Annotated in this window: 18 protein-coding genes; 15 read left to right on the plus strand and 3 right to left on the minus strand. The window is 64.5% G+C overall.

Annotation, left to right across the window (positions count from 1 at the left end; all coding sequences use genetic code 11):
• Positions 1-134 precede the first annotated feature (134 nt).
• Positions 135-839 carry a TetR/AcrR family transcriptional regulator gene (locus ACE103_RS15220; protein WP_375780076.1) on the plus strand — a complete coding sequence of 235 codons (705 nt, stop codon included), beginning with the start codon at positions 135-137 and terminating at the stop codon, positions 837-839.
• A complete protein-coding gene (locus ACE103_RS15225; RefSeq protein ID WP_375780077.1) occupies positions 839-1,261 on the plus strand; it encodes a hypothetical protein in 423 nt (140 codons plus the stop codon). Before ACE103_RS15220 ends, ACE103_RS15225 begins: the two co-directional genes overlap by 1 nt.
• Before the next feature lie 23 nt (positions 1,262-1,284).
• On the opposite strand, the gene ACE103_RS15230 is transcribed toward ACE103_RS15225, so the two are convergent.
• Together ACE103_RS15230 and ACE103_RS15235 are read right to left on the minus strand one after the other, a co-directional pair.
• Entirely contained in the window at positions 1,285-2,982 is a 1,698-nt protein-coding gene (locus ACE103_RS15230; RefSeq protein WP_375780078.1) for an ATP-binding protein, read from the minus strand.
• 149 nt (positions 2,983-3,131) lie between these two features.
• Positions 3,132-4,058 carry a LysR family transcriptional regulator gene (locus ACE103_RS15235; RefSeq protein WP_375780079.1) on the minus strand — a complete coding sequence of 309 codons (927 nt, stop codon included), beginning with the start codon at positions 4,056-4,058 and terminating at the stop codon, positions 3,132-3,134.
• 166 nt (positions 4,059-4,224) lie between these two features.
• Between ACE103_RS15235 and ACE103_RS15240 the strand changes: the two genes are divergently transcribed.
• The 12 genes from ACE103_RS15240 to ACE103_RS15295 all read left to right on the plus strand — a co-directional run bounded on the left by ACE103_RS15240 (position 4,225) and on the right by ACE103_RS15295 (position 18,338).
• Entirely contained in the window at positions 4,225-5,244 is a 1,020-nt protein-coding gene (locus ACE103_RS15240) for a class 1 fructose-bisphosphatase (protein ID WP_375781112.1), read from the plus strand.
• Between the two features lie 10 nt (positions 5,245-5,254).
• Positions 5,255-6,130 carry a phosphoribulokinase gene (locus ACE103_RS15245; RefSeq protein WP_375780080.1) on the plus strand — a complete coding sequence of 292 codons (876 nt, stop codon included), beginning with the start codon at positions 5,255-5,257 and terminating at the stop codon, positions 6,128-6,130.
• Complete coding sequence (gene tkt / locus ACE103_RS15250; protein ID WP_375780081.1) at positions 6,127-8,148, plus strand: transketolase; 2,022 nt, start codon at positions 6,127-6,129, stop codon at positions 8,146-8,148. The genes ACE103_RS15245 and tkt overlap by 4 nt, the downstream gene beginning before the upstream one ends.
• A 15-nt stretch (positions 8,149-8,163) precedes the next feature.
• Positions 8,164-9,246, plus strand: a complete 1,083-nt coding sequence (gene fba, locus ACE103_RS15255) for a class II fructose-bisphosphate aldolase (RefSeq protein ID WP_375780082.1) — start codon at positions 8,164-8,166, stop codon at positions 9,244-9,246.
• A gap of 34 nt (positions 9,247-9,280) precedes the next feature.
• Positions 9,281-10,744, plus strand: coding sequence for a form I ribulose bisphosphate carboxylase large subunit (locus ACE103_RS15260; RefSeq protein ID WP_375780083.1), 1,464 nt, complete (start codon positions 9,281-9,283; stop codon positions 10,742-10,744).
• Between the two features lie 12 nt (positions 10,745-10,756).
• Positions 10,757-11,182, plus strand: a complete 426-nt coding sequence (locus tag ACE103_RS15265; protein ID WP_375780084.1) for a ribulose bisphosphate carboxylase small subunit — start codon at positions 10,757-10,759, stop codon at positions 11,180-11,182.
• A 111-nt stretch (positions 11,183-11,293) separates the two neighbouring features.
• Complete coding sequence (gene cbbX, locus ACE103_RS15270) at positions 11,294-12,220, plus strand: CbbX protein (protein ID WP_375780085.1); 927 nt, start codon at positions 11,294-11,296, stop codon at positions 12,218-12,220.
• Positions 12,220-12,936 (plus strand): HAD-IA family hydrolase, encoded by a 717-nt coding sequence (locus ACE103_RS15275; RefSeq protein ID WP_375780086.1) that lies wholly within the window; start codon positions 12,220-12,222, stop codon positions 12,934-12,936. The genes cbbX and ACE103_RS15275 overlap by 1 nt, the downstream gene beginning before the upstream one ends.
• Before the next feature lie 605 nt (positions 12,937-13,541).
• The gene (gene chvE / locus ACE103_RS15280) at positions 13,542-14,621 is read left to right on the plus strand and encodes a multiple monosaccharide ABC transporter substrate-binding protein (protein ID WP_375780087.1); all 1,080 of its coding nucleotides are present in this window, start codon (positions 13,542-13,544) and stop codon (positions 14,619-14,621) included.
• Between the two features lie 58 nt (positions 14,622-14,679).
• Positions 14,680-16,260 (plus strand): multiple monosaccharide ABC transporter ATP-binding protein, encoded by a 1,581-nt coding sequence (gene mmsA / locus ACE103_RS15285; protein WP_375780088.1) that lies wholly within the window; start codon positions 14,680-14,682, stop codon positions 16,258-16,260.
• Positions 16,257-17,447: a multiple monosaccharide ABC transporter permease gene (mmsB, locus tag ACE103_RS15290; RefSeq protein WP_375780089.1), complete on the plus strand. Its 1,191-nt coding sequence runs from the start codon at positions 16,257-16,259 to the stop codon at positions 17,445-17,447. Before mmsA ends, mmsB begins: the two co-directional genes overlap by 4 nt.
• A gap of 57 nt (positions 17,448-17,504) precedes the next feature.
• Positions 17,505-18,338: an inositol monophosphatase family protein gene (locus tag ACE103_RS15295; protein WP_375780090.1), complete on the plus strand. Its 834-nt coding sequence runs from the start codon at positions 17,505-17,507 to the stop codon at positions 18,336-18,338.
• Between the two features lie 227 nt (positions 18,339-18,565).
• Here ACE103_RS15295 and ACE103_RS15300 read toward each other — a convergent pair whose 3' ends face one another.
• Complete coding sequence (locus ACE103_RS15300; RefSeq protein WP_375780091.1) at positions 18,566-19,792, minus strand: ABC transporter substrate-binding protein; 1,227 nt, start codon at positions 19,790-19,792, stop codon at positions 18,566-18,568.
• A 183-nt stretch (positions 19,793-19,975) separates the two neighbouring features.
• Between ACE103_RS15300 and ACE103_RS15305 the strand changes: the two genes are divergently transcribed.
• Positions 19,976-21,607: a flavin-containing monooxygenase gene (locus ACE103_RS15305; protein ID WP_375780092.1), complete on the plus strand. Its 1,632-nt coding sequence runs from the start codon at positions 19,976-19,978 to the stop codon at positions 21,605-21,607.
• Positions 21,608-21,751: the final 144 nt, after the last annotated feature.

The raw sequence follows: 21,751 nt of genomic DNA on the forward strand, positions 1-21,751 counted from the left end.
ATCCTACTGGGAAACCGTAGGAATTTTGATTTCGGTGGCCCGGGATAATTAGGAAACTTGATGTTTTCCAAAATAGAGCCCATATTTGGACTGTCAATAGAATGACAGGCATCATCTAAAAGCATGGCTCGCGCATGAACCGGAACGACAACGACCAGACAGAGCAGGCCGCGCCGGAGCGGCGCGGCCGCGGGCGGCCGCAGCTTCGTTCCGACGACGAAACACGCGCACTCATCTATGAGGCGGCGCGGCGCGAATTCTCGGAACGCGGCTTCGCCGCGGCCAGCATCGCCGATGTCGCCTGCCGCGCCGGCGTTTCCACCAAGACGCTCTATCGTCTGATCCCGACCAAGCTGGCGCTGTTTGAAGGCATGGTGACCGACCGGGTCGAGCGGTTCGTGTCCGTCGTGAATCTCGGCGCCTGTGATGGCCGCAATGTTGCGGCGGCGCTCGAGGCGGCGCTGCTGACCTGCGCCGAGCTCATTCTCGATGCCGAGGTCATCGCGCTGCAGCGGATCATCCTGGCCGAGAGCGACAAATTTCCTGACATCGCCGAGACGTTCTATGAAAAGGCCATGCAGCGCTCGATCGCTGCGCTGGCGAATTGGCTCGGCGTCCAGCAGCGGCGAGGGCGGATCGTGCTCGATGACACCGAAGCCGCAGCCGGCATGTTGCTCGGCATGCTCGTGTTCAAGCCGCAACGCGACGTCATGTTCGGGCACAAGCCCGCGCCACTGCACAGCGAGATGGCAGCACGCGCCAAGGCCTGTGCTGCGCTGTTCCTGTCCGGATGCGCCGTGCCGGCCGACCAGATCAATAAGCAAAGTGGAGGCGCGTGATGCCGGAGCCGGCCGCGACCTATACCGTCGAGGCGCAGATCGCGCGCGACGACCAATCCAGATGTGAGGACGTCCTGACGCGCTGGATGGCTGCGCTCAACGACTATGACGCCGCGGCCATGGACGGGCTGATGCACTTCCCGCATGTGCGGATCGCCGGTGGCGTGGTCACCGTCTATCAGCAGCCCGACAACAATCCGATGGACCTGTTCGAGCGGCTGCGCAAACAGGACGGCTGGCATCACAGCGCCTGGAACGAAACGAAGCTCGTGCAGTCCTCGCCGGCGAAAGCACATTACGCCGTCCGCTATACGCGCTACCGCGAGGACGGATCGGTGATCGGGGTCTACGATTCCCTCTATGTGCTGAGCCTGCTCGGCGGCGCCTGGAAAATCCAGAGCCGCTCGAGCTTTGGTCCCTGAGCGGGCCTGCGTTACAAGCCGCGTTACTTGGCCGCCACCGCCGATGCGGGAGGCTGGGTCAGCACCTGGCGGATCATGCGGGCGAGGTCGGCCTTGCGATAGGGTTTTGGCAATAGCGTGACGTCCGGGTCGAGCCGGCCGTGATGGATGATCGCGTCCTCGGTATAGCCCGACGTAAAGAGCACGCGCACCGAGGGCAGCCTGGCGATCACGGCATCAGCCACCTGCCGGCCGTTCATGCCGCCGGACATGATGACGTCGGTGAACAGCACGTCGCAGACGAAGCCGTTCTCGACCGCAGCCAATGCCTCCGGGCCGTTGGCGGTGACCATCGTGCGGTAACCAAGCTGCTCGAGCTGGGCGCTGACATAGTTGCGGACCAGCGGATCGTCCTCGACGACCAGGATGGATTCGTGGCCGCCACGCATGTCGACCGGAGGCGGCGGCTCGACGTCGACCATGTCGCCCATGCTGCGCGGCAAATAGAGCTTGATCGATGTGCCGTGGCCCTCTTCGGAATAAATCTTGAGATGCCCGTCGGATTGCTTGATGAAGCCGTAGACCATGCTCAGCCCGAGACCGGTGCCTTTGCCGGTATCCTTGGTGGTGAAGAACGGCTCGAACACCTTTTCGCGGATCGGTTCCGGGATTCCGGCGCCGGTGTCGCTGACCGCGACCATCACATATTCACCCGCGCGCACATCGAGGTTGGCCGCGGCATAAACCTCGTCGAGGATGACGTTGCTGGTCTCCAGCATCAGCTTGCCGCCGTCAGGCATCGCATCGCGGGCATTGAGGGCGAGATTGAGCAGTGCGGTCGACATGTGGTTGGGGTCGATGAAGGCCGGCCAGGCGTCGGTTTCGAGCGCGGTATCGATTTCGATCTGCTCGCCGAGCGACGGGCGCAGCAGCCGCGCGGTGTCCTGCACCAGCGTGTTGAGGTTGGCTTCACGCGGTTGCAGCGGCTGCTGCCGCGAGAAGGCCAGCAGATGCTTGGTCACCTCGGCGCCGCGAAAGGCGGCATCGCTGATCATCTTTGTCACCGACGACAACGCGGCGTCATGTTCCACGGCCTCGGCGAGGATGTCGATCAGACCGGTGATGACGGTCAGGATGTTGTTGAAGTCGTGGGCGATGCCGCCGGTGAGATGCCCGACGGCCTCCATCTTCTGCACCTGGCGCAGCTTCTGCTCGGCCTCGAGCTGTTCCCGCGCGACCTCGACCTCGCGCGCGCGCATGAAGATTTCAGCTTCCATCTGCTCGGTGCGCTCGCGCAGCCGGTCGGTCAGCTTGTCCTGCTCGGCGCCGCGCTGTTTCAGGTGAATGAATCCGGTGACGTCTTCCACCCGATGGATGATGTAGCTGAACTGTCCGCTCGGTCCGAACACCGGCGTGTTGCGCGGGCTCCAGTAGCGTTCCTCGAATCCGCCGCCCTCTGACTCGGGCTTGCGGATATCGTATTTCTGCACCGACATGGTGTCGGGGCGGCGAAACTGGACCACACGTTCCAGCGACGCGCGCAGGTTGCGCACGCCGTCGGCGGCCGGATCGTCCGGATTATCGGGAAATACTTCGAACAGCCCGCGCCCAAGGATCGCGGCGCGCTCGGTCTTGGTGGCGCGCAGATAGGCGTCGCTCACTGCCACGATGCAGAAGTCAGGCTGCGTCAGCACCAGATAAAGGCCGGGCGCCGCCTCGAATAACGCCTTGAAGTCAGGCATCGGCGGGGACTGGTTTTGCAGTTCATCCTCCCTCGCAGGGATACGGTCCCCCAGTGACCGCAATCAAGATGTGGCACGCGTTCGCGGGAACTTCAATGCTTAACATACGGCGTTAACTCGATTTTTTCGATCGAACGGGTGTCGCAACGTCAGCGCGAATTCGGGAGGTAGCGCCAGCCCTCCTTGCCCAGGAAGTCCAGCATGGCCTGGGCGGGCGGCAGCAGGATCTTGTCGGTACGCCTGATGGCGTGCCACTGCCGGACGATCGGCAGGCCCTTCACCTTGAGCACCACCAGCCGGCCATCTTCCAGTTCATGGAACACCGTGTGCTGGGAAATGAAGGCGATGCCGAGCCCGGCCATGACCGCCTGCTTGATGGTCTCGTTGCTGTCCATCGCCATGCCGAGCTTCGGCTCCAGCCCGACCCGCTCGAAATATTGCTGCATCAGCATCCGCGTGCCGGATCCCTGCTCGCGGGTGATGAAGGTTTCATTGGCGAGCTCCGATGTCGCGACGTGCCGCCGCCGCGCCAGCCGATGATCGGGTGCGGCGATGATGAAGTGCGGATGCCGGCCGAGCGGCTTCATCTCGACTTCGACATCGGCCGGCGGCCGGCCCATCACCGCGATGTCGAGATCGTAGCCGCGCAGCGCGTCGCGGATTTCCTCGCGGTTGCCGATCCTGAGCGTCACCTCGATCTTGGGAAAGCGCCGCGAGAACGCCGCGATCGCGAACGGCACGAAGTACTTCGCGGTCGAGACCGCGCCCATCGCAACGCGGCCGCCGCTGCGGCCTGCGATCATGTCGAGCGACTGCTCGCAGTCCTTCAGCGCCGCCTCGATCCGCTCGATGAGCGCCAGCACATGCGCGCCGGCATCCGTCAGTGCCATGCCGTCGGCGGTGCGCTGGATCAGCGGCAATCCCGCGAGTGCCTGCAGGTTGCGGAGCTGCAGCGTCACCGCCGGCTGCGTCAGGTTCAACTGGTTGGCTGCCGACGTGATCGAGCCGGCTCCGTGCACGGCCGACAGCGCGCGCAGCTGGCGGATGGTGAGGTCCCGCGAGAAGTTCCCGGCCATCACAAGCTCCATAAGAAATACTTTGCCCAGACCAAAGATAATGAAATTTCCCTAATTGGGCAATTCGCGCGTTGATACGGCCAAGGCGACTCCCCTGAGGTCGCCTCTCGACACCTCGGGACAGAGGGCGCGATCAAGGGAGAGGCCGGTGGAGATTCGTCCTGCATTGCATGCCCATCTGGATTGGCCGACGCAGCATAACCCGCTGCGCGCCGCGACCGTTGCGGTGATCGAAGCCCTTGCCGGCGCCGCGATCGAGCTCTCGCGCATCATCGCCGCCGGACCGCTTGCCGGCATCGGCGGCGAGAGCGGCGGCGTCAACCCCGACGGCGATCGTCAGAAGACCATCGACATCGCCGCCGACGGCCTGATGCGCAACGCGTTGCGCACTGCTCCGGTCGCCGCTGTGCTGTCGGAGGAGGTCGAGCTCCCGGAGACGCTCGATATCGGTGCGCCGCTCTGTGTCGCGATCGATCCGCTCGATGGATCGGCCAATCTCGAAAACAACATCTCGATCGGCACGATCTTCTCGATCCGGCCGAAGGGCAACGACATCCTCTCGACCTTCTTCGAGCCCGGCACGGCGCAATGTGCCGCAGGCTGCTTCATCTACGGTCCGCAGACCGTGCTGGTGCTGGCGCTCGACAAGTGCGTCGACTGTTTCACGCTGGACCCGCGAACCGGCGAGTTCGTCCTGACTGCGCGTGAGCTGCGGGTGCCGCAAGACGCGTCGGAGTTCGCCATCAACGCCTCGAACCGGCGGCACTGGAGCGGCCCGGTGCGCAACTATATCGACGAGTGCCTTGCCGGCGTGAACGGCGAGCGCGGCCAGGACTTCAACATGCGCTGGATCGGCTCGCTGGTGGCCGAGGCCTACCGCATCCTGATGCGCGGCGGCGTGTTCCTGTATCCGGCGGATGCGCGCCAGGGCTACCGCGAAGGCCGGCTGCGCCTGCTGTATGAGGCGCACCCGATCGCGCTGATCATGGAATGGGCAGGCGGTGCCGCCTCGAGCGGCCGGTCGCGCATTCTCGATCTCTCGGCACGTACGCCGCATCAGCGCGTGCCGCTGATCATGGGATCGGCGCGCGCCGTGCGCGACGTCGATGCGATCCACCTGACCGTCGAGCCGTTGTTCGAGAGCAGCGATGCCCCGCTGTTCGCGCGGCGCGGCCTGTTCCGCTGAGGGGGAGCGCATGTCTCGTCGACATCCCATCATCTCGATCACCGGCTCGTCCGGCGCCGGCACCACCTCGGTAAAGAAGACGTTCGAAAACATCTTCCGCCGCGAGAATGTGGTCGCGGCCTACATCGAGGGCGACGCGTTCCATCGCTACGACCGCGCCGAGATGCGCAGCCAGATGCTGGAGAAGGCCGAGCGCGGCGACAAGCATTTCAGTCATTTCAGCCCCGAGACCAATCTGTTCGAGGAGCTGGAGAGGCTGTTCAGCGACTATGCCGAGACCGGCAGCGGAACGACGCGGCACTATGTGCATGACGAGGAGGAATCGCGGCTCTACGGCGCCAAGCCCGGCACCTTCACCGCGTGGGAAGCGTTACCGGAGAATTCCGACCTGCTGTTCTACGAGGGCCTGCACGGCGCTGTGGTCACCGACAAGGTGAATGTCGCGCAACACGCCGACCTCAAGATCGGCGTCGTGCCGGTGATCAACCTCGAATGGATCCAGAAGCTGCATCGCGACCGCAGCCATCGCGGCTACTCCACCGAGGCGGTGACCGACACCATCCTGCGCCGCATGCCGGACTATGTGAACTACATCTGTCCGCAATTCAGCGAGACCGACATCAACTTCCAGCGCGTCCCGACGGTCGACACGTCGAACCCGTTCATCGCGCGCTGGATCCCGACGCCGGATGAATCGATGGTCGTGATCCGGTTGAAGAACCCGCGTGGCATCGATTTTCCCTATCTGCTCTCGATGATCCCGAACAGCTTTATGTCGCGCGCCAATTCGATCGTGATTCATGGCGCCAAGCTCGATCTCGCGATGCAGCTGATCCTGACCCCGCTGATCCTGCAACTGATCGAACGAAAGAGGCGAACGATATGACCGCACTTGCGTCCGTTGCCAGCCGGCCCGACGTCAGCCGCGACGAGATGGCCAACGCCATCCGCTTCCTCGCCATCGACGCGGTGGAGCAGGCGAAGTCCGGCCATCCCGGCATGCCGATGGGCATGGCCGATGTCGCGACCGTGCTGTTCACCGACTTCCTGAAGTTCGACCCGGCCGATCCGGCCTGGCCCGACCGCGACCGCTTCGTGCTGTCGGCCGGGCACGGCTCGATGCTGCTCTATGCGCTGCTCTATTTGACCGGCTACGAGCGCATGACGCTCGATCAGCTCAAGGCGTTCCGGCAATGGGGATCGCAAACCCCGGGGCATCCCGAGTATGGCCACACGCCCGGTGTCGAGACCACGACCGGGCCGCTCGGGCAGGGGATCGCGACCGCGGTCGGCATGGCGCTCGCCGAGCGCTTGATGAACGCACGCTTCGGCGACGATCTGGTCGATCACTACACCTACGTGATCGCCGGCGATGGTTGCCTGATGGAAGGCCTCAGCCATGAGGCTATCTCGCTCGCCGGCCATTTGCGACTGAACCGGCTGATCGTGCTGTTCGACGACAACCGGATCTCGATCGACGGCGCCACGTCGCTGTCCTGCTCGGATGACCAGACGGCGCGGTTTGCGGCCAGCGGCTGGAACGTCTGCCGTATCGACGGTCACGATCCGCAGGCGATCTCTGCGGCGATCAGGCAGGCACGCGCGAGCGACCGTCCGTCGCTGATCGCCTGCCGCACGGTGATCGGGTTCGGTGCGCCGAACCGGCAGGGCAGCGAGAAGGTGCACGGCGCGCCGCTCGGCACTGATGAGACGGCGAAGACCCGCGCCGCACTGCGCTGGCCGTATCCGGCATTCGAAATCCCCGATGCGGTGCTGGCGGAGTGGCGCGAACTCGGCGGCCGCGGTCGCGACGCAAGGCGGGCCTGGATCGAGCGCTCGCGCAGCGCCTGCAAGGCCGACAGAGGCGAAAGGTCTGCATTCCACGACGCGCTGAATCGGAAGTTACCCTGTGCCTACGTCGAGGCGATGGCCAAGCTCGTGGAGCGGTTCGCGACCGAGCGGCCGAAGCTCGCCACGCGGCAGGCCTCGCAGCAGGTCATCGATGTGATCGCGGAGGCATTGCCAAATCTCCTGGGCGGCTCGGCCGACCTCACGCACTCCAACCTGACACTGGCGAAGTCTCAGGTTTCGGTGCGGCCGGAAACACTCGACGGCAGCTACATCCACTACGGCATCCGCGAGCACGGCATGGCGGCCGCGATGAACGGCATCGCGCTGCATGGCGGATTCATCCCCTATGGCGGCACCTTCCTCAGCTTCGCCGATTACAGCCGGCCGGCGATCCGGCTCGCAGCATTGATGGGCATCCGCGTCATCCATGTGATGACCCACGATTCGATCGGGCTCGGCGAAGACGGCCCGACACATCAGCCGGTCGAGCATCTGGCGGCGCTGCGGGCGATCCCGAACGTGCTGGTGTTCCGCCCGGCCGATGCGGTCGAGACGGCGGAGGCCTGGGACTGCGCGTTGAAGGCAGAGACCGCGCCGTCGATCCTCTGCCTGTCGCGGCAGGCGCTGCCGACGGTTCGCGACGGCAGCAAGGACAACCAGGTCGCGCTCGGCGCCTACGTTCTCGTCGAGCCGGCCTTCGGGCGTGACGTCACCCTGATTGCAACGGGTTCAGAGGTGTCGATCGCGCTCGAAGCCGCAAAGCTGCTGGCGGAAGCAGGGGTGAAGGCCGCGGTCGTCTCGGCCCCGTGCTTCGACCTGTTCCGCCAGCAGCCGCGCGACTATCGCGCCGAGGTGCTGGGCAGTGCGCCGCGCGTCGGCGTGGAAGCCGCCGTCGAGGGCGACTGGGCGCGCTGGCTCGGCGACGACGGCGTATTCGTCGGCATGAGCGGCTTCGGCGCTTCGGCGCCGGCCGACGTGCTGTACCGCGAATTCGGTATCACGCCGGCGGCGATCGCAGCCGCGGCAAAGCAGCTCATACAACGAGCGGATTGAAAGGAGGACGCCACTATGGCGCGGATAACCCTGAGGCAATTGCTGGACCACGCCGCCGAACGCGGCTACGGCGTGCCGGCCTTCAACATCAACAACATGGAGCAGGGCCTCGCCATCATGGAGGCCGCGGCTTCCTGCGATGCGCCTGTCATCATCCAGGCCTCGCGCGGCGCGCGGTCCTACGCCAACGACATCATGCTGGCGAAGATGATCGATGCGCTGGAGGAGATGTATCCGCAGATCCCGCTCTGCCTGCATCTCGATCACGGCAACGAGGAGGCGACCTGCGCCACCGCGATCCGCTACGGCTTCACCTCCGTCATGATGGACGGCTCGCTCAAGGCCGACGCCAAGACCGCGGCCGACTACGACTACAATGTCGATATCACCCGCCGGGTGGTCGACATGGCGCACTGGGTCGGCGCGTCGGTCGAAGGCGAGCTCGGCGTGCTCGGCTCGCTCGAACATGGCGGCGGCGAGCAGGAGGATGGTCACGGCGTCGAAGGAAAGATCAGCCACGATCAGCTGCTCACCAACCCGGACCAGGCGGTTGATTTCGTCCGCGCCACCAAGGTCGATGCGCTCGCGATCGCGATGGGCACCTCGCACGGCGCCTACAAGTTCACGCGACGGCCCGACGGCGAGATCCTGGCGATGCGCGTGGTCGAGGAGATTCACGCGCGCTTGCCCAACACGCATCTGGTGATGCACGGCTCGTCCTCGGTGCCGCAACCGCTGCAGGACATGTTCAACCAGTTCGGCGGCGAGATGCCGCAGACCTGGGGCGTGCCGGTCGAGGAGATCGTCCGCGGCATCAAGCACGGCGTGCGCAAGGTCAACATCGACACCGATTGCCGGCTGGCTATGGCCGCGGCGTTCCGCAAGGTCGCCGTGCAGTCGAAGAGCGAGTTCGATCCGCGCAAATTCCTCAAGCCGGCGATGGATGCGCTGCGCGAACTCTGCCGTGACCGCTTCGAGCAGTTCGGCACGGCCGGCAATGCCGCCCGGATCAAGGTGGTTGCACTGCCGGAGATGGCCCGACGCTATCGCGCCGGTGCACTCGATCCGCAGATTGGAAAGATCACCCAGGCCGCCTGAGCAAATGGCGGCGAACGACGACAAGGAGATTGAGATGAACATACAGCAGTCGATCACGGTGCGTGGCAAGGATCGCTACAAGTCCGGCGTGATGGAATACAAGCGGATGGGCTATTGGGAGCCGAACTACGAGCCCAAGGACACCGACGTCATCGCCTTGTTCCGCGTCACGCCGCAGGACGGCGTCGATCCGACCGAAGCCTGCGCGGCGGTGGCGGGCGAATCCTCGACTGCGACCTGGACCGTGGTGTGGACCGATCGGCTGACCGCCGCAGAGAAGTACCGGGCGAAGTGCTATCGCGTCGATCCGGTGCCGAACTCGCCGGGCAGCTACTTCGCCTATATCGCCTATGATCTCGACCTGTTCGAGCCGGGCTCGATCTCGAACCTGACCGCCTCGATCATCGGCAACGTGTTCGGCTTCAAGCCGCTGAAGGCGCTGCGGCTCGAGGACATGCGGCTGCCGATCGCCTATGTGAAGACGTTCCAGGGCCCGGCGACCGGCATCGTGGTGGAGCGCGAGCGGCTCGACAAGTTCGGCCGTCCCTTGCTCGGCGCCACCGTGAAGCCGAAGCTCGGCCTGTCCGGCCGCAACTATGGCCGTGTTGTCTATGAAGCGCTGAAGGGCGGGCTCGACTTCACCAAGGACGACGAGAACATCAACTCGCAGCCCTTCATGCACTGGCGCGAGCGCTTCCTATACTGCATGGAGGCGGTCAACCGCGCACAGGCCGCTACCGGCGAGATCAAGGGCACTTATCTCAACGTCACCGCGGCGACCATGGAGGACATGTACGAGCGCGCCGAGTTCGCCCATGAGCTCGGCTCCAACATCGTCATGATCGACCTCGTGATCGGCTACACCGCGATCCAGTCGATGGCGAAGTGGGCGCGCAGGAACAACATGATCCTGCATCTGCATCGGGCAGGCCATTCGACCTACACGCGGCAGCGCAGCCATGGCGTCTCGTTCCGCGTGATCGCGAAATGGATGCGATTGGCCGGTGTCGACCACATCCATGCCGGCACGGTGGTCGGCAAGCTCGAGGGCGATCCGAACACCACGCGCGGCTACTACGATATCTGCCGCGAGGACTTCAACCCGATGCAGCTCGAGCACGGCGTGTTCTTCGACCAGAACTGGGCGAGCCTCAACAAGCTGATGCCGGTGGCCTCCGGCGGCATTCATGCCGGCCAGATGCACCAGCTGCTCGACCTGCTCGGCGAGGACGTCGTGCTGCAATTCGGCGGCGGCACGATCGGCCATCCCCGCGGGATCCAGGCCGGCGCCACCGCCAACCGCGTCGCGCTGGAAGCCATGATCCTCGCCCGCAACGAGGGACGCGACTACGTCCATGAGGGGCCGGAGATCCTGGCCAAGGCGGCGCAGACCTGCACGCCGCTGCGCGAGGCGCTCGACGTCTGGAAGGACGTCACCTTCAACTACGAATCGACCGATGCCCCCGATTTCGTTCCCACGCCGAGCATAGCAGTCTGACAGGAGTTTCTCATGCGCGTGACCCAAGGTTGCTTTTCTTTCCTGCCCGATCTCACCGATGAGCAGATCGCCGCGCAGGTGCAATACTGCCTCGACAAGGGCTGGGCGGTGAACATCGAGTTCACCGACGACCCGCATCCCCGCAACACCTATTGGGACATGTGGGGCCTGCCGATGTTCGACCTGCGCGATGCGGCCGGCATCATGAAGGAGCTCGCAGACTGCCGGCGGGTCTATGGCGACCGCTACATCCGGATCTCCGGCTTCGATTCCGGCCATGGCTGGGAGTCGGTGCGGCTTTCCTTCATCGTCGACCGGCCGCGCGAGGAACCCGGCTTCCGGCTCGATCGTGCGGAAGGTACCGGACGCAACCTGCGTTACGCGACGCATTCCTATGCGGCTGGTCGCCCCGAGGGCGAGCGCTACGCCGATCAGTGACCGCGTCCGGCTTGTAAGCCAGGCGGATTGCTCCCTCGACCGTCCTGGTCCGGATGCACTTCTCCGTCGTCGCCGCCGCGGCGACGGAGCCTTTTTCAAAGCGAGAGGATGATGACGCAAGCGCAAGAACAAATCCGCGAGACGCCGCCCGAGACCATCGACCTCCGGCATGAGTTCGCCGACCTCGGCATCGGCGACGTGCTCGACCAGCTCGATTCCGAATTGATCGGCCTCAAGCCGGTGAAGACCCGGATCCGGGAGATCGCCTCGCTGCTGCTGGTCGAACGCATCAGGCAGAAGATGGCGCTGGCGACGACATTCCCGACCCTGCACATGTCGTTCACCGGCAATCCCGGCACCGGCAAGACCACGGTCGCGCTGCGGATGGCCGGTATCCTGCACAAGCTCGGCTTCGTGCGCCGCGGCCACGTCATCAGCGTCACGCGCGACGATCTCGTCGGGCAATATATCGGTCACACCGCGCCGAAGACGAAAGAGATCTTGAAGAAGGCGATGGGCGGCGTGCTGTTCATCGACGAGGCCTATTACCTGTACCGCCCCGAGAACGAGCGCGACTACGGGCAGGAGGCGATCGAGATCCTGCTGCAGATCATGGAAGCGCAGCGTGAGGATCTGGTGGTGATCCTGGCCGGCTACGGCGACCGCATGGAGAAGTTCTTCCAGAGCAATCCGGGGTTCCGCTCCCGCATCGCGCATCACATCGACTTCCCGGACTATTCCGACGGCGAACTGCTCTGGATCGCCGAGCTGATGTTGCAGCAGCAGAATTATCGTTTCTCCCCGGAAGCACGCGAGGCCTTCACCCGGTACATCGGCATCCGCAAGGAACAGCCGCTGTTTTCCAATGCACGCTCGATCCGCAACGCGCTCGACCGCATCCGGCTGCGCCAGGCCAACCGGATCGTGGCCAAGCTCGACCGCACGCTCACGGCCGACGACGTAATGTCGATCGAGGCCGGCGACGTGCTTGCCAGCCGCGTGTTCGCGAAGGCGACCGGCGCGGCGGGCGAGGGGTGATGAACCAGGCGCTCGCAGCGATCCGGAGCGCCGGGATGCGCGACATCATTGCGGGCGCCCGTGCCTTGATCTTCGATGTCGACGGCACGCTCGCCGAGACCGAGGAGGTGCACCGCCGCGCCTTCAATGAGGCGTTCGCCGAGGCTGGCCTCGATTGGTTCTGGGACCAGGTCACCTACGCGCGGCTGCTTCGGGTCGCCGGAGGCAAGGAGCGCATCCGCGCCTTCGATCAGCGCAACGCGGTTCCGTTGCTGACCTTCGCGGACATCGCCGACCTGCACCGGATCAAGACCGCGCGCTATGCCGCGCTGATCGCGGCGGGCGGCTGCCCGTTGCGGCCGGGCGTAAGGGCCTGGCTTGCCGGCGCGCGCAGCCGCGGCCAACGGCTGGCGATCGCCACGACGACCTCGCATGGCAATATCGACGCGCTGCTGTCGGTTGGGTTGGGGCTCGACTGGGCCGATCTGTTCGAGGCGATCGTTGCCGGCGACGACGTGCCGCGGAAGAAGCCGGCGCCGGACGTCTATGTAGAGGTCCTGGCGCGGCTGGGGCTCGGACCGGCGGATTGCATCGCGGTCGAGGATTCCGGCAACGGTCTCGCCGCCGCCGCTGGGGCCGGCATCCCCGTGGTCATCACCCGCAGCACCTATTTCAGCGACGATGATTTTGCCGGAGCCCTGCTGGTCGTCGATGATCTCTCGGAGATCGACGCCTGAAGGCGGCTGCCGGTGTCGCGCGGCGGTTCGGTTAATTTATTCATTCAGTGAAATAAATGGTACTTGCGTCCATCGCATAGTAGAGGCACAATCTGACCAAAGGTTGCGAAAATCCCCGCCGGACCCCAGCGGTCTGCGGAGCTTGTCAACAATTCCGGGAGACAACGCCCTATGGTCCGCCGACCTCCGGTCAATTTATTCATATGCTTAAATAAATGACCGGCTGGCGCTTGCATCAATATGGTGGGGGCAACGTCCACCAAAGGTTGCCAGAAGCAAGGTGCCGCACCGCCAGAAGTTCTGGCGGAGGCCAGCGCTCGCCAGCGATTCCGGGAGACAGGCGCCCCATGATCCCCACGTCATTCCTGCGCCTCGTTCGTCGCACGACATGAATTGCGGATGAACCCGGCATTGCAGGATCGACTGGTCGTGCGGACATTGGCGCTGTTGACGGGTTCAATCGACATTCCGCAATTTCGGTTCGTCACGGCCCCGGCGCCGATCCGACGTCGCCGTAGATCTGCAGCGAACCCACGAATGATAGCCGGCGATTGACGCTGTCCACGGTACGGTACCCCAACTCAAAAAAACCAAGGGAGTGAAGCATGTTCAAATTGAAGACCACCTTGTTCGCGCTCGCGCTCGCGCTGGCCGGCCTTGCCGCGACGGTGTCCGATCGCGACGCGATGGCCCAGGCCAAGCCGACCGTCGGGATCGCGATGCCGACCAAATCCTCGGCGCGCTGGATCGACGACGGAAACAACATCGTCAAGGTACTGAAGGAACGCGGCTACGGCACCGACTTGCAATATGCCGACGACGATATCCCGAACCAGCTCTCCCAGGTCGAGAACATGGTGACCAAGGGCGCCAAGGTTCTGGTCATTGCGGCGATCGACGGCACCACGTTGTCCGATGCGCTGAAGCAGGCCAAGGCGCAAGGCATCACGGTGATCGCCTATGACCGCCTGATCCGGGACACGCCGAACGTCGACTATTACGCGACCTTCGACAATTTCCAGGTCGGCGTGCTGCAGGCGAGCTCGATCGTGAATGCGCTCGGGTTGAAGGACGGGAAGGGGCCCTTCAACATCGAGCTGTTCGGCGGCTCGCCCGACGACAACAATGCCTATTTCTTCTATGACGGCGCGATGTCGGTGCTGAAGCCCTATATCGACAGCGGCAAGCTCGTGGTCGCGAGCGGCCAGATGGGCATGGGCAAGGTCGCGACCTTGCGCTGGGACGGCGCCACCGCGCAGGCGCGGATGGACAATCTGCTCAGCGCCTTTTACGGCAAGAAGCGCGTCGACGCGGTGCTGTCGCCCTATGACGGCCTGTCGATCGGCATCATCTCCTCGCTGAAGGGGGTCGGCTACGGCAGCAAGGATCAGCCGATGCCGTTCATCAGTGGCCAGGACGCTGAAGTGCCCTCGATCAAGGCGATGCTGCGCGGCGAGCAATACTCGACCATCTTCAAGGACACCCGCGATCTCGCCGAGGTCACGGCCGACATGGTCGATGCCGTGCTGAGCAAGAAGGAGGTCACCGTCAACGACACCAAGACCTACAACAACGGGGTCAAGGTGGTTCCGTCCTATCTGCTCAAGCCAGTCGTGGTGGATAAGACCAATTGGGAGAAAGTCCTGATTGACAGCGGCTACTACAAGCGCTCGCAATTCGACTAGGGGCAGGTGAACGGGACTGATAGCGCCGAGGCCGAGTGACGTTGCGGGACATGATGCGATGACGGCGATGCTTGAGATGCGTAACGTCAGCAAGAGCTTTGCCGGCGTGCAGGCATTGCGCGACGTCAGCCTCACCGTGGAAGCCGGGCAGATCCATGCGCTGGTCGGCGAGAACGGCGCGGGCAAGTCGACCCTGATGAAGGTGCTGAGCGGGGTCTATCCCGCCGGCAGCTACGAAGGGTCGATCCTGTTCGACGGCGAGGAGCGCCGGTTCCGCGATATCAACGACTCCGAGGCGCTGGGGATCATCATCATCCACCAGGAACTGGCGCTGATCCCGCTGATGTCGATCGCCGAAAACATCTTCCTGTCGCGCGCGCCGTCGCGGTTCGGGGTGGTGGACCGCAATGCGGTGTACCGGCGGACGGCAGAGCTGCTGGCGCAGGTCGGCCTGCGGGAATCGCCGGATACGCTGATCACCGATCTCGGCGTCGGCAAGCAGCAGCTGGTCGAGATCGCCAAGGCACTGTCGAAGAAGGTGCGGCTCCTGATCCTGGACGAGCCGACCGCGAGCCTCAACGAGGCCGACAGCGCTGCGCTGCTGGACCGGCTGCTGGTGTTCCGCGAGCAGGGCATCGCCTCGATCCTGATCTCGCACAAGCTGAACGAAGTCGCGCGCGTCGCCGACCGGATCACGGTGCTGCGCGACGGCCGCACCGTCGATAGCATCGATTGCCGAACCGAGCGGGTCGACGAGGACCGCATCATCCGCAGCATGGTCAACCGCGATCTCGCGCATCGCTTCCCGGAGCGAAACGTTGCGATCGGCGATCCCGTGATGACGGTGGAGAACTGGTCGGTCTATCACCCGCTGCACACCGCCCGGCAGGTGATCAAGAACGTCGATTTCAGGGTGCGCCGCGGCGAGGTGGTCGGTATCGCCGGCCTGATGGGCGCCGGCCGCACCGAGTTCGCCATGAGCCTGTTCGGCAGGGCCTGGGGCTACAATATCTCCGGCAGGATCAGCCTTGACGGACGCGAGGCGGACCTCGCCAGCGTGCCGGCTGCGATCAATGCCGGCCTCGCCTATGTCACCGAGGACCGCAAGCAGCTCGGGTTGATCCTCGCCGACGACGTCCGCAAGAACGTGACGCTGGCGAGCCTTCGCCAGGTGTCGGATCGCGGCGTGATCGACGATGTCGTCGAGCTGAAGGCCGCGAGCGATTATCGCAACCGGATGCGGATCCGCTGTTCCGACGTCTATCAGGAGGCCGGACAGCTCTCGGGCGGCAACCAGCAGAAGGTCGTGCTGTCGAAATGGCTGATGACCGATCCACAGGTGCTGCTTCTAGACGAGCCGACCCGCGGCATCGACGTCGGGGCAAAATACGAGATTTATTGTATCATCAACGAGCTCGCGGACGCCGGCAAGGGCGTCGTGGTGATCTCGTCGGAAATGCCGGAATTGCTCGGCATCTGCGACCGGATCTGCGTGATGAACGACGGCGCCTTCGTCGGCGAGTTCGCGAAGGGCGACGCGACGCAGGAGAAGATCATGCGCGCCATCATGCGCAATGTCAGGATGTCCGGGAACGGCGCCCCTGCCAGTGAGGCGCGGGCGGGAGGCGGAGCACAATGACCGACAAGACGGTATCACTTCCCGAGACTCCGAAGCATTCCGGCTTCATCAAGAACAATCTGCGCAACTACGGCATGCTGCTGTCGCTGCTCGCGATCATGCTGTTCTTCGAGATCGTGACCGACGGCACGCTGTTGCAGCCGGTCAATCTCACCAACCTCGTGCTGCAGAACAGCTACATCGTGATCATGGCGCTCGGCATGCTGCTGGTGATTGTCACCGGGCATATCGACCTTTCGGTCGGTTCGGTCGCCGGATTCGTCGGCGCGGTCGCGGCGGTGCTGATGGTGACCTACCATGTCGACTATCCGACCGCCTTCATCGTCTGTCTTCTGGTCGGTGCCGCGATCGGCGCGGCGCAGGGCTACTGGGTCGCCTATTTCAAGATTCCGTCCTTCATCGTGACGCTGGCGGGCATGCTGGTGTTCAAGGGCCTTGCGCTCGCGGTGCTGCAGGGCCGCTCGGTCGGGCCGTTTCCGCCGACCTTCCAGAAGCTGTCGTCGGGCTTCATCCCCGAGCTGTTTCCGAGCGCCGGCACGCTCTATCCGACCTCGCTCTTGATCGGCGTCGTACTGGCGTTCGCGATGGTGCTGGCGAGCGCCAAGAGCCGGGCGCGCGAGCAGTCGCACGGCATCGAGGTCGAGCCCTACGCGTTCTTCATCGCCAAGAGCATCGCGCTGGCGGGCGCGGTGCTCTACTTCACCTATCTGATCGCCTCGCATCGCGGCCTGCCGAACGTGCTCGTCATCATGACGGTGCTGATCGCGCTGTACGGGTTTGTCACGCGGCGGACCGTGATCGGCCGGCAGATCTATGCGGTTGGCGGCAACGCCAAGGCCGCGAAGCTGTCGGGCGTCAAGACCGAGCGGCTGACCTTCTTCACCTTCGTCAACATGGGCGTGCTGGCGGCGCTTGCCGGGCTGGTGTTCGCAGCCCGGCTCAACACTGCGACGCCGAAGGCAGGCCTCGGCTTCGAGCTCGACGTGATCGCCGCCTGCTTCATCGGTGGCGCCTCGGCCTATGGCGGCGTCGGCCGGGTCGGCGGCGCGGTGGTCGGCGCCATGATCATGGGCGTGATGAACAACGGCATGTCGATCCTCGGCATCGGCATCGATTATCAGCAGGTGATCAAGGGCCTCGTGCTGCTGGGCGCCGTCTGCATCGATGTCTACAACCAGCGCCGGTGATTGCCGCGCGGTCATGATCCTGCGATAGGATGGCGGTGCAACGCAGGAGAATGCCGCGTGAAACTGTCCCATGCCGATGCACTGAACATCGGAAACATCCTCGCCGAGGTCGGCCGCACCGAGATGATGCCGCGGTTCCGCCGCGTCCGAGAGATCGAGGTCCGTACCAAGACGTCGGCATTCGACGTGGTGACCGAGGCCGATGAACTTGCCGAGCAGGCGATCTCGGCCGCGCTGCTCCGGGCGTTTCCGAATGCCGTCGTGATCGGCGAGGAAGGCACGGCACGCGATCCGGCCGCGCTCGATCTGGTTGGAACCGCGGAGCTCGCCTTCATCGTCGATCCGATCGACGGCACGCGAAATTTCACCTCGAGCCTGCCGCTGTTCGGCTCCATGGTGGCCGCCACGATGCGCGGCGAGATCGTATTCGGCGCGATCCATGACCCTGTCTGCAACGACACCGCGTTCGCGCTGCGCGGCGAGGGCGCCTGGCTCGAGATGCCGGACGGCAGGCGGCATGATTTGAAGGTCGCTCCGGCGGTGCCGGTCAAGCAGATGGACGCGGTGGTCGGCGTCAACTTCCTGCCCGAGCCGCTGCGCGGAACTGTCGCCGGCAATCTATCCAGGCTGGGCGCCAGCGCCTGGCTCAGATGTGCCGCGCACGAGTATCGCATGGCGGCGTCCGGCCATTGCCATCTCTTGTTCTACAACAAGCTGATGCCGTGGGATCATGCAGCAGGCTGGCTGTTGCATCGCGAGGCCGGCGGCTACAGCGCACATTTCGACGGATCGCCCTACAAGCCGGTCAATCTGACCGGCGGCTTGCTCTGCGCGCCCGACGAAGCGAGCTGGCATGCGGCACAGCAGGCGATCCTGACGCCGGCCGGGTAGAGGCGGGTGATGCTAGGGAATTGAGTCTCGAGCTGAACTGTCGAACAATCCGCCCGGTGTCGTCCCTGCGAAAGCGTCGCCACTAGCCCCGTCATCCTGAGGAGCGCGTAGCGCGTCTCGAAGGATGCACGGCCCCACTGTGGCCGATTCATCCTTCGAGGCTCGCCGAAGAGGCTCGCACCTCAGGATGACGGGTCGGATAGGATTCAACAGTGTGCACAGGCGCACTATTCGCTGCCGACCTCGCCGGTGATGATGTTGCCGAACAGCTTCCAGCTTTCGCCTTCGAACCGCATCAGCTGCGACTGTTCGATCGGGCGGAAGTCCGTCGCGCTGGTGTTGATCCTGATCCCGGGCAGGATCATCTTCGGCGCGAAGTCCTTCAGGCCGGTGGCCTGCTTCATCACGTTTTCGCGTGTGAGATCGTCGCCGCACTGCTTGAGCACCTGCGCCAGCGTTTGCGCGGCGGCGTAGCCATAGACGTGATTGCCGTTGGTCTTGTCGCCGTCGGGCATGTACTTGTCCATGAACGCCCGCCATTCCCTGGTTTCGGGATCGTCGTTCCAGATCGTGTCGGTCGGATCCTTGAGGTAGGCGACCGAGATGATGCCCTGCGAATGCTCGATGCCGGCGGCGCGCATGACCGAGGCGACCGACGTCGCGGTCGAGGTCAGGAAGAAGGTCGGCTTCCAGCCGAGCTCGGCGACCTTCTTGATGGTCTGCGCCGCACCCTTCGGCGCCGCCCAGGTGAACAGGATGTCGGCGCCGGAGGCGCGCAGCGCTACGATCTGCGAATCCAGCGTCGGATCGGTCAGCTCGTAGGATTTGTCGGCGACGATCATGCTGCTCGCCTTTTCGCCGAGGCCGTCGCGCAGCCCCTTGAGCGCATCCTTGCCGGCATCGTCGTTCTGCCAGAGCACTGCGATCCTGCCGTTCGGGAATTTGTCGAGGATGTATCTGGCGTAGATTCGTCCTTCGCTCTGGTAGTTCGGCTGCCAGCCCATCGTCCAGGGAAAGCCCTGGGGATCGCCGAAGCGCGTCGCGCCCGATGCGATGAAGAGGTGGGGGACCTTCTTGGCGTTGAGATATTTCTGGATCGCGACATTGGGCGCGGTGCCGAGCGGCTGGAACACCAGCAGCACCTCGTCGCCCTCGACCAGCTTGCGCGCCTGCTCGACCGATTTCGGCGGCGAGAAGCCGTCGTCATAGCTGACGAAGTTGATCTTGCGTCCGTTGATGCCGCCCTGGTCGTTGATCATCCTGAAATAGGCCGCCTCGGTCCTGCCGATCGCGCCGTAGGCCGAAGCAGGACCGCTATAGGGCATGATGTTGCCGATCTTGATCTCGGTATCCGAGACCCCCGGGCCGTAGTTCTTCTGCGCCAGCGCCGGCGACAGCGCGCCGATCGTTACCGCGGCCGCCAGGCACGCACGAAGACAGAATCCGTCCAACATCCCTCAGTCACTCCCTGATTGTCCGCTGATCGCCGTGTGACGTGCGCGCGGTTCCCCCGGTCGACGGCCGGTGCGTTGACGCCCGGCGACAATTATCGTATGCGCTTCCAGTCTGGAAACGTTTCCAGACTAGCGCGCGTTCCCACCGATGGCAATATTCCTGCGCCCGGAGAGATGTGACAAATGAGCAGACTGGAGCAGACGAGCCCGGACCATGGCGCGAGGCCGCCGCTGGTCGCCGAATGCGATGCGGTCGTGGTCGGTGCCGGCTTCGGCGGACTGTATGCGATCTACCGGTTGCGTGAGCTCGGGCTGAAAGTGATCGGCATCGAGGCGGCGTCCGACGTCGGCGGCACCTGGTACTGGAATCGCTATCCGGGCGCGCGCTGCGACATCCCGAGCCTGTTCTATTCTTACACCTGGTCGGAGGAGCTGCGGCAGGAATGGCGCTGGAGTGAGAAGTACGCCGCCCAGCCGGAGATCCTGCGCTACGCGCAGCGCGTCGCCGACCGGTTCGATCTGCGCTCGCTGATCCGCTTCGACACCCGCGTGACGAGCGCCGACTGGGACGAGGCCGGCGAGAGTTGGACATTGCGCACCGATCGCGGCGATTGCATCGTCGCATCGACTTGCGTGATGGCGACCGGCAATCTCTCGGTGCCCAACAAGCCCAAGCTTCCGGGCCTCGAACGCTTTGGCGGACCGGTCTATCACACCGGGCAGTGGCCGCATCAGGAGATCGACTTTTCCGGCTTGCGCGTTGCCGTGATCGGCACCGGCTCGTCGGGCGTGCAGACGATCCCGATGGTCGCAAAGGCGGCGAGCCGCCTGACCGTGTTCCAGCGCACGCCGAATTATTCGGTGCCGGCACGCAACGCGCCGCTAGGCGATGCCGACATCGCGGCCGCCGAGCCGGTGATCGCGAAATATCGCGAGAGCCTCGAGACGCCGGAGTTCGGGCGGGTGCCTGCGAATGCCTTCGACGCACCGGTGCCCGAGCGAGACGCGCAGTGGGCGCGCTACGAGCAACTGTGGGAGCAGGGCGGCGGCGGCATCCTGACCGCGTACCCGAACATCCTGACCGATGCGGCCGTCAACGACGTCGCCTGCGATTTCGTGCGCAACAAGATCCGCGGCATCGTGCACGACGGGGCGACAGCGGAGGCGCTGTCACCGAAGGATTATCCGCTCGGCGTCAAACGCATCTGCATCGATACCGGGTATTTCGCGACCTATAATCTGCCGCATGTCGAGCTGGTCGATTTGCGCGCGGAGCCGCTGGAGACCGTCACCGAGACCGGCGTCGAGACCGCGACGCGGTCGTTCGCGCTGGATGCGCTGGTGTTCGCGACGGGCTATGACGCGATGACCGGGGCGCTCGCCGCGATGCAGATCCGCGGGCGGGACGGCGCGACGCTGAAGGAGGCCTGGGCCGACGGCCCGAGCGCCTATCTCGGCCTGATGGTGTCGGGGTTTCCGAACCTGTTCGTCGTGACCGGGCCGGGTAGCCCCTCTGTCATCGGCAATGTGATCCATGCTTGCGAGAATCATGTGGAGTGGATCGCGGCCTGTCTCGGCAGCATGCGCGCCAAGGGATTGACGCGGATCGAGCCGGAGCCCGACGCCGAGCGCGCCTGGATGGCGCATGTCGCCGACGCCGCCAGCCGCACGCTCTATCCGAAGGCCAATTCCTGGTACCAGGGCGCCAACATCGCGGGCAAGCCGCGGGTGTTCATGCCCTATGTCGGCCAGGGTTACCGCCACCGCATCGCGCAGATCGCGCAGCGCGGCTATGAAGGGTTTGTGCTCCGCTGAGGCGGCGTCTCGCTCCGTCATTGCGAGCGCAGCGAAGCAATCCATCGCGTGGCATATGCGGGACGATGGATTGCTTCGTCGCTACAGCGCAAAATTGCCTTGCAATTTTGTCGCGAGCTTCTCGCAATGACGTAGCACTGGAAC

Origin of the sequence: Bradyrhizobium sp. ma5, from assembly GCF_042258955.1 — a bacterium.
Lineage (GTDB): Bacteria > Pseudomonadota > Alphaproteobacteria > Rhizobiales > Xanthobacteraceae > Bradyrhizobium.

Coding starts and splice junctions, on each gene's coding strand:
- ACE103_RS15220 (WP_375780076.1), top strand. CDS start 135: ATGAACCGGAACGACAACGACCAGACAGAGCAGGCCGCGCCGGAGCGG.
- ACE103_RS15225 (WP_375780077.1), top strand. CDS start 839: ATGCCGGAGCCGGCCGCGACCTATACCGTCGAGGCGCAGATCGCGCGC.
- ACE103_RS15230 (WP_375780078.1), bottom strand. CDS start 2,982: ATGCCTGACTTCAAGGCGTTATTCGAGGCGGCGCCCGGCCTTTATCTG.
- ACE103_RS15235 (WP_375780079.1), bottom strand. CDS start 4,058: ATGGCCGGGAACTTCTCGCGGGACCTCACCATCCGCCAGCTGCGCGCG.
- ACE103_RS15245 (WP_375780080.1), top strand. CDS start 5,255: ATGTCTCGTCGACATCCCATCATCTCGATCACCGGCTCGTCCGGCGCC.
- tkt (WP_375780081.1), top strand. CDS start 6,127: ATGACCGCACTTGCGTCCGTTGCCAGCCGGCCCGACGTCAGCCGCGAC.
- fba (WP_375780082.1), top strand. CDS start 8,164: ATGGCGCGGATAACCCTGAGGCAATTGCTGGACCACGCCGCCGAACGC.
- ACE103_RS15260 (WP_375780083.1), top strand. CDS start 9,281: ATGAACATACAGCAGTCGATCACGGTGCGTGGCAAGGATCGCTACAAG.
- ACE103_RS15265 (WP_375780084.1), top strand. CDS start 10,757: ATGCGCGTGACCCAAGGTTGCTTTTCTTTCCTGCCCGATCTCACCGAT.
- cbbX (WP_375780085.1), top strand. CDS start 11,294: ATGACGCAAGCGCAAGAACAAATCCGCGAGACGCCGCCCGAGACCATC.
- ACE103_RS15275 (WP_375780086.1), top strand. CDS start 12,220: ATGAACCAGGCGCTCGCAGCGATCCGGAGCGCCGGGATGCGCGACATC.
- chvE (WP_375780087.1), top strand. CDS start 13,542: ATGTTCAAATTGAAGACCACCTTGTTCGCGCTCGCGCTCGCGCTGGCC.
- mmsA (WP_375780088.1), top strand. CDS start 14,680: ATGACGGCGATGCTTGAGATGCGTAACGTCAGCAAGAGCTTTGCCGGC.
- mmsB (WP_375780089.1), top strand. CDS start 16,257: ATGACCGACAAGACGGTATCACTTCCCGAGACTCCGAAGCATTCCGGC.
- ACE103_RS15300 (WP_375780091.1), bottom strand. CDS start 19,792: ATGTTGGACGGATTCTGTCTTCGTGCGTGCCTGGCGGCCGCGGTAACG.
- ACE103_RS15305 (WP_375780092.1), top strand. CDS start 19,976: ATGAGCAGACTGGAGCAGACGAGCCCGGACCATGGCGCGAGGCCGCCG.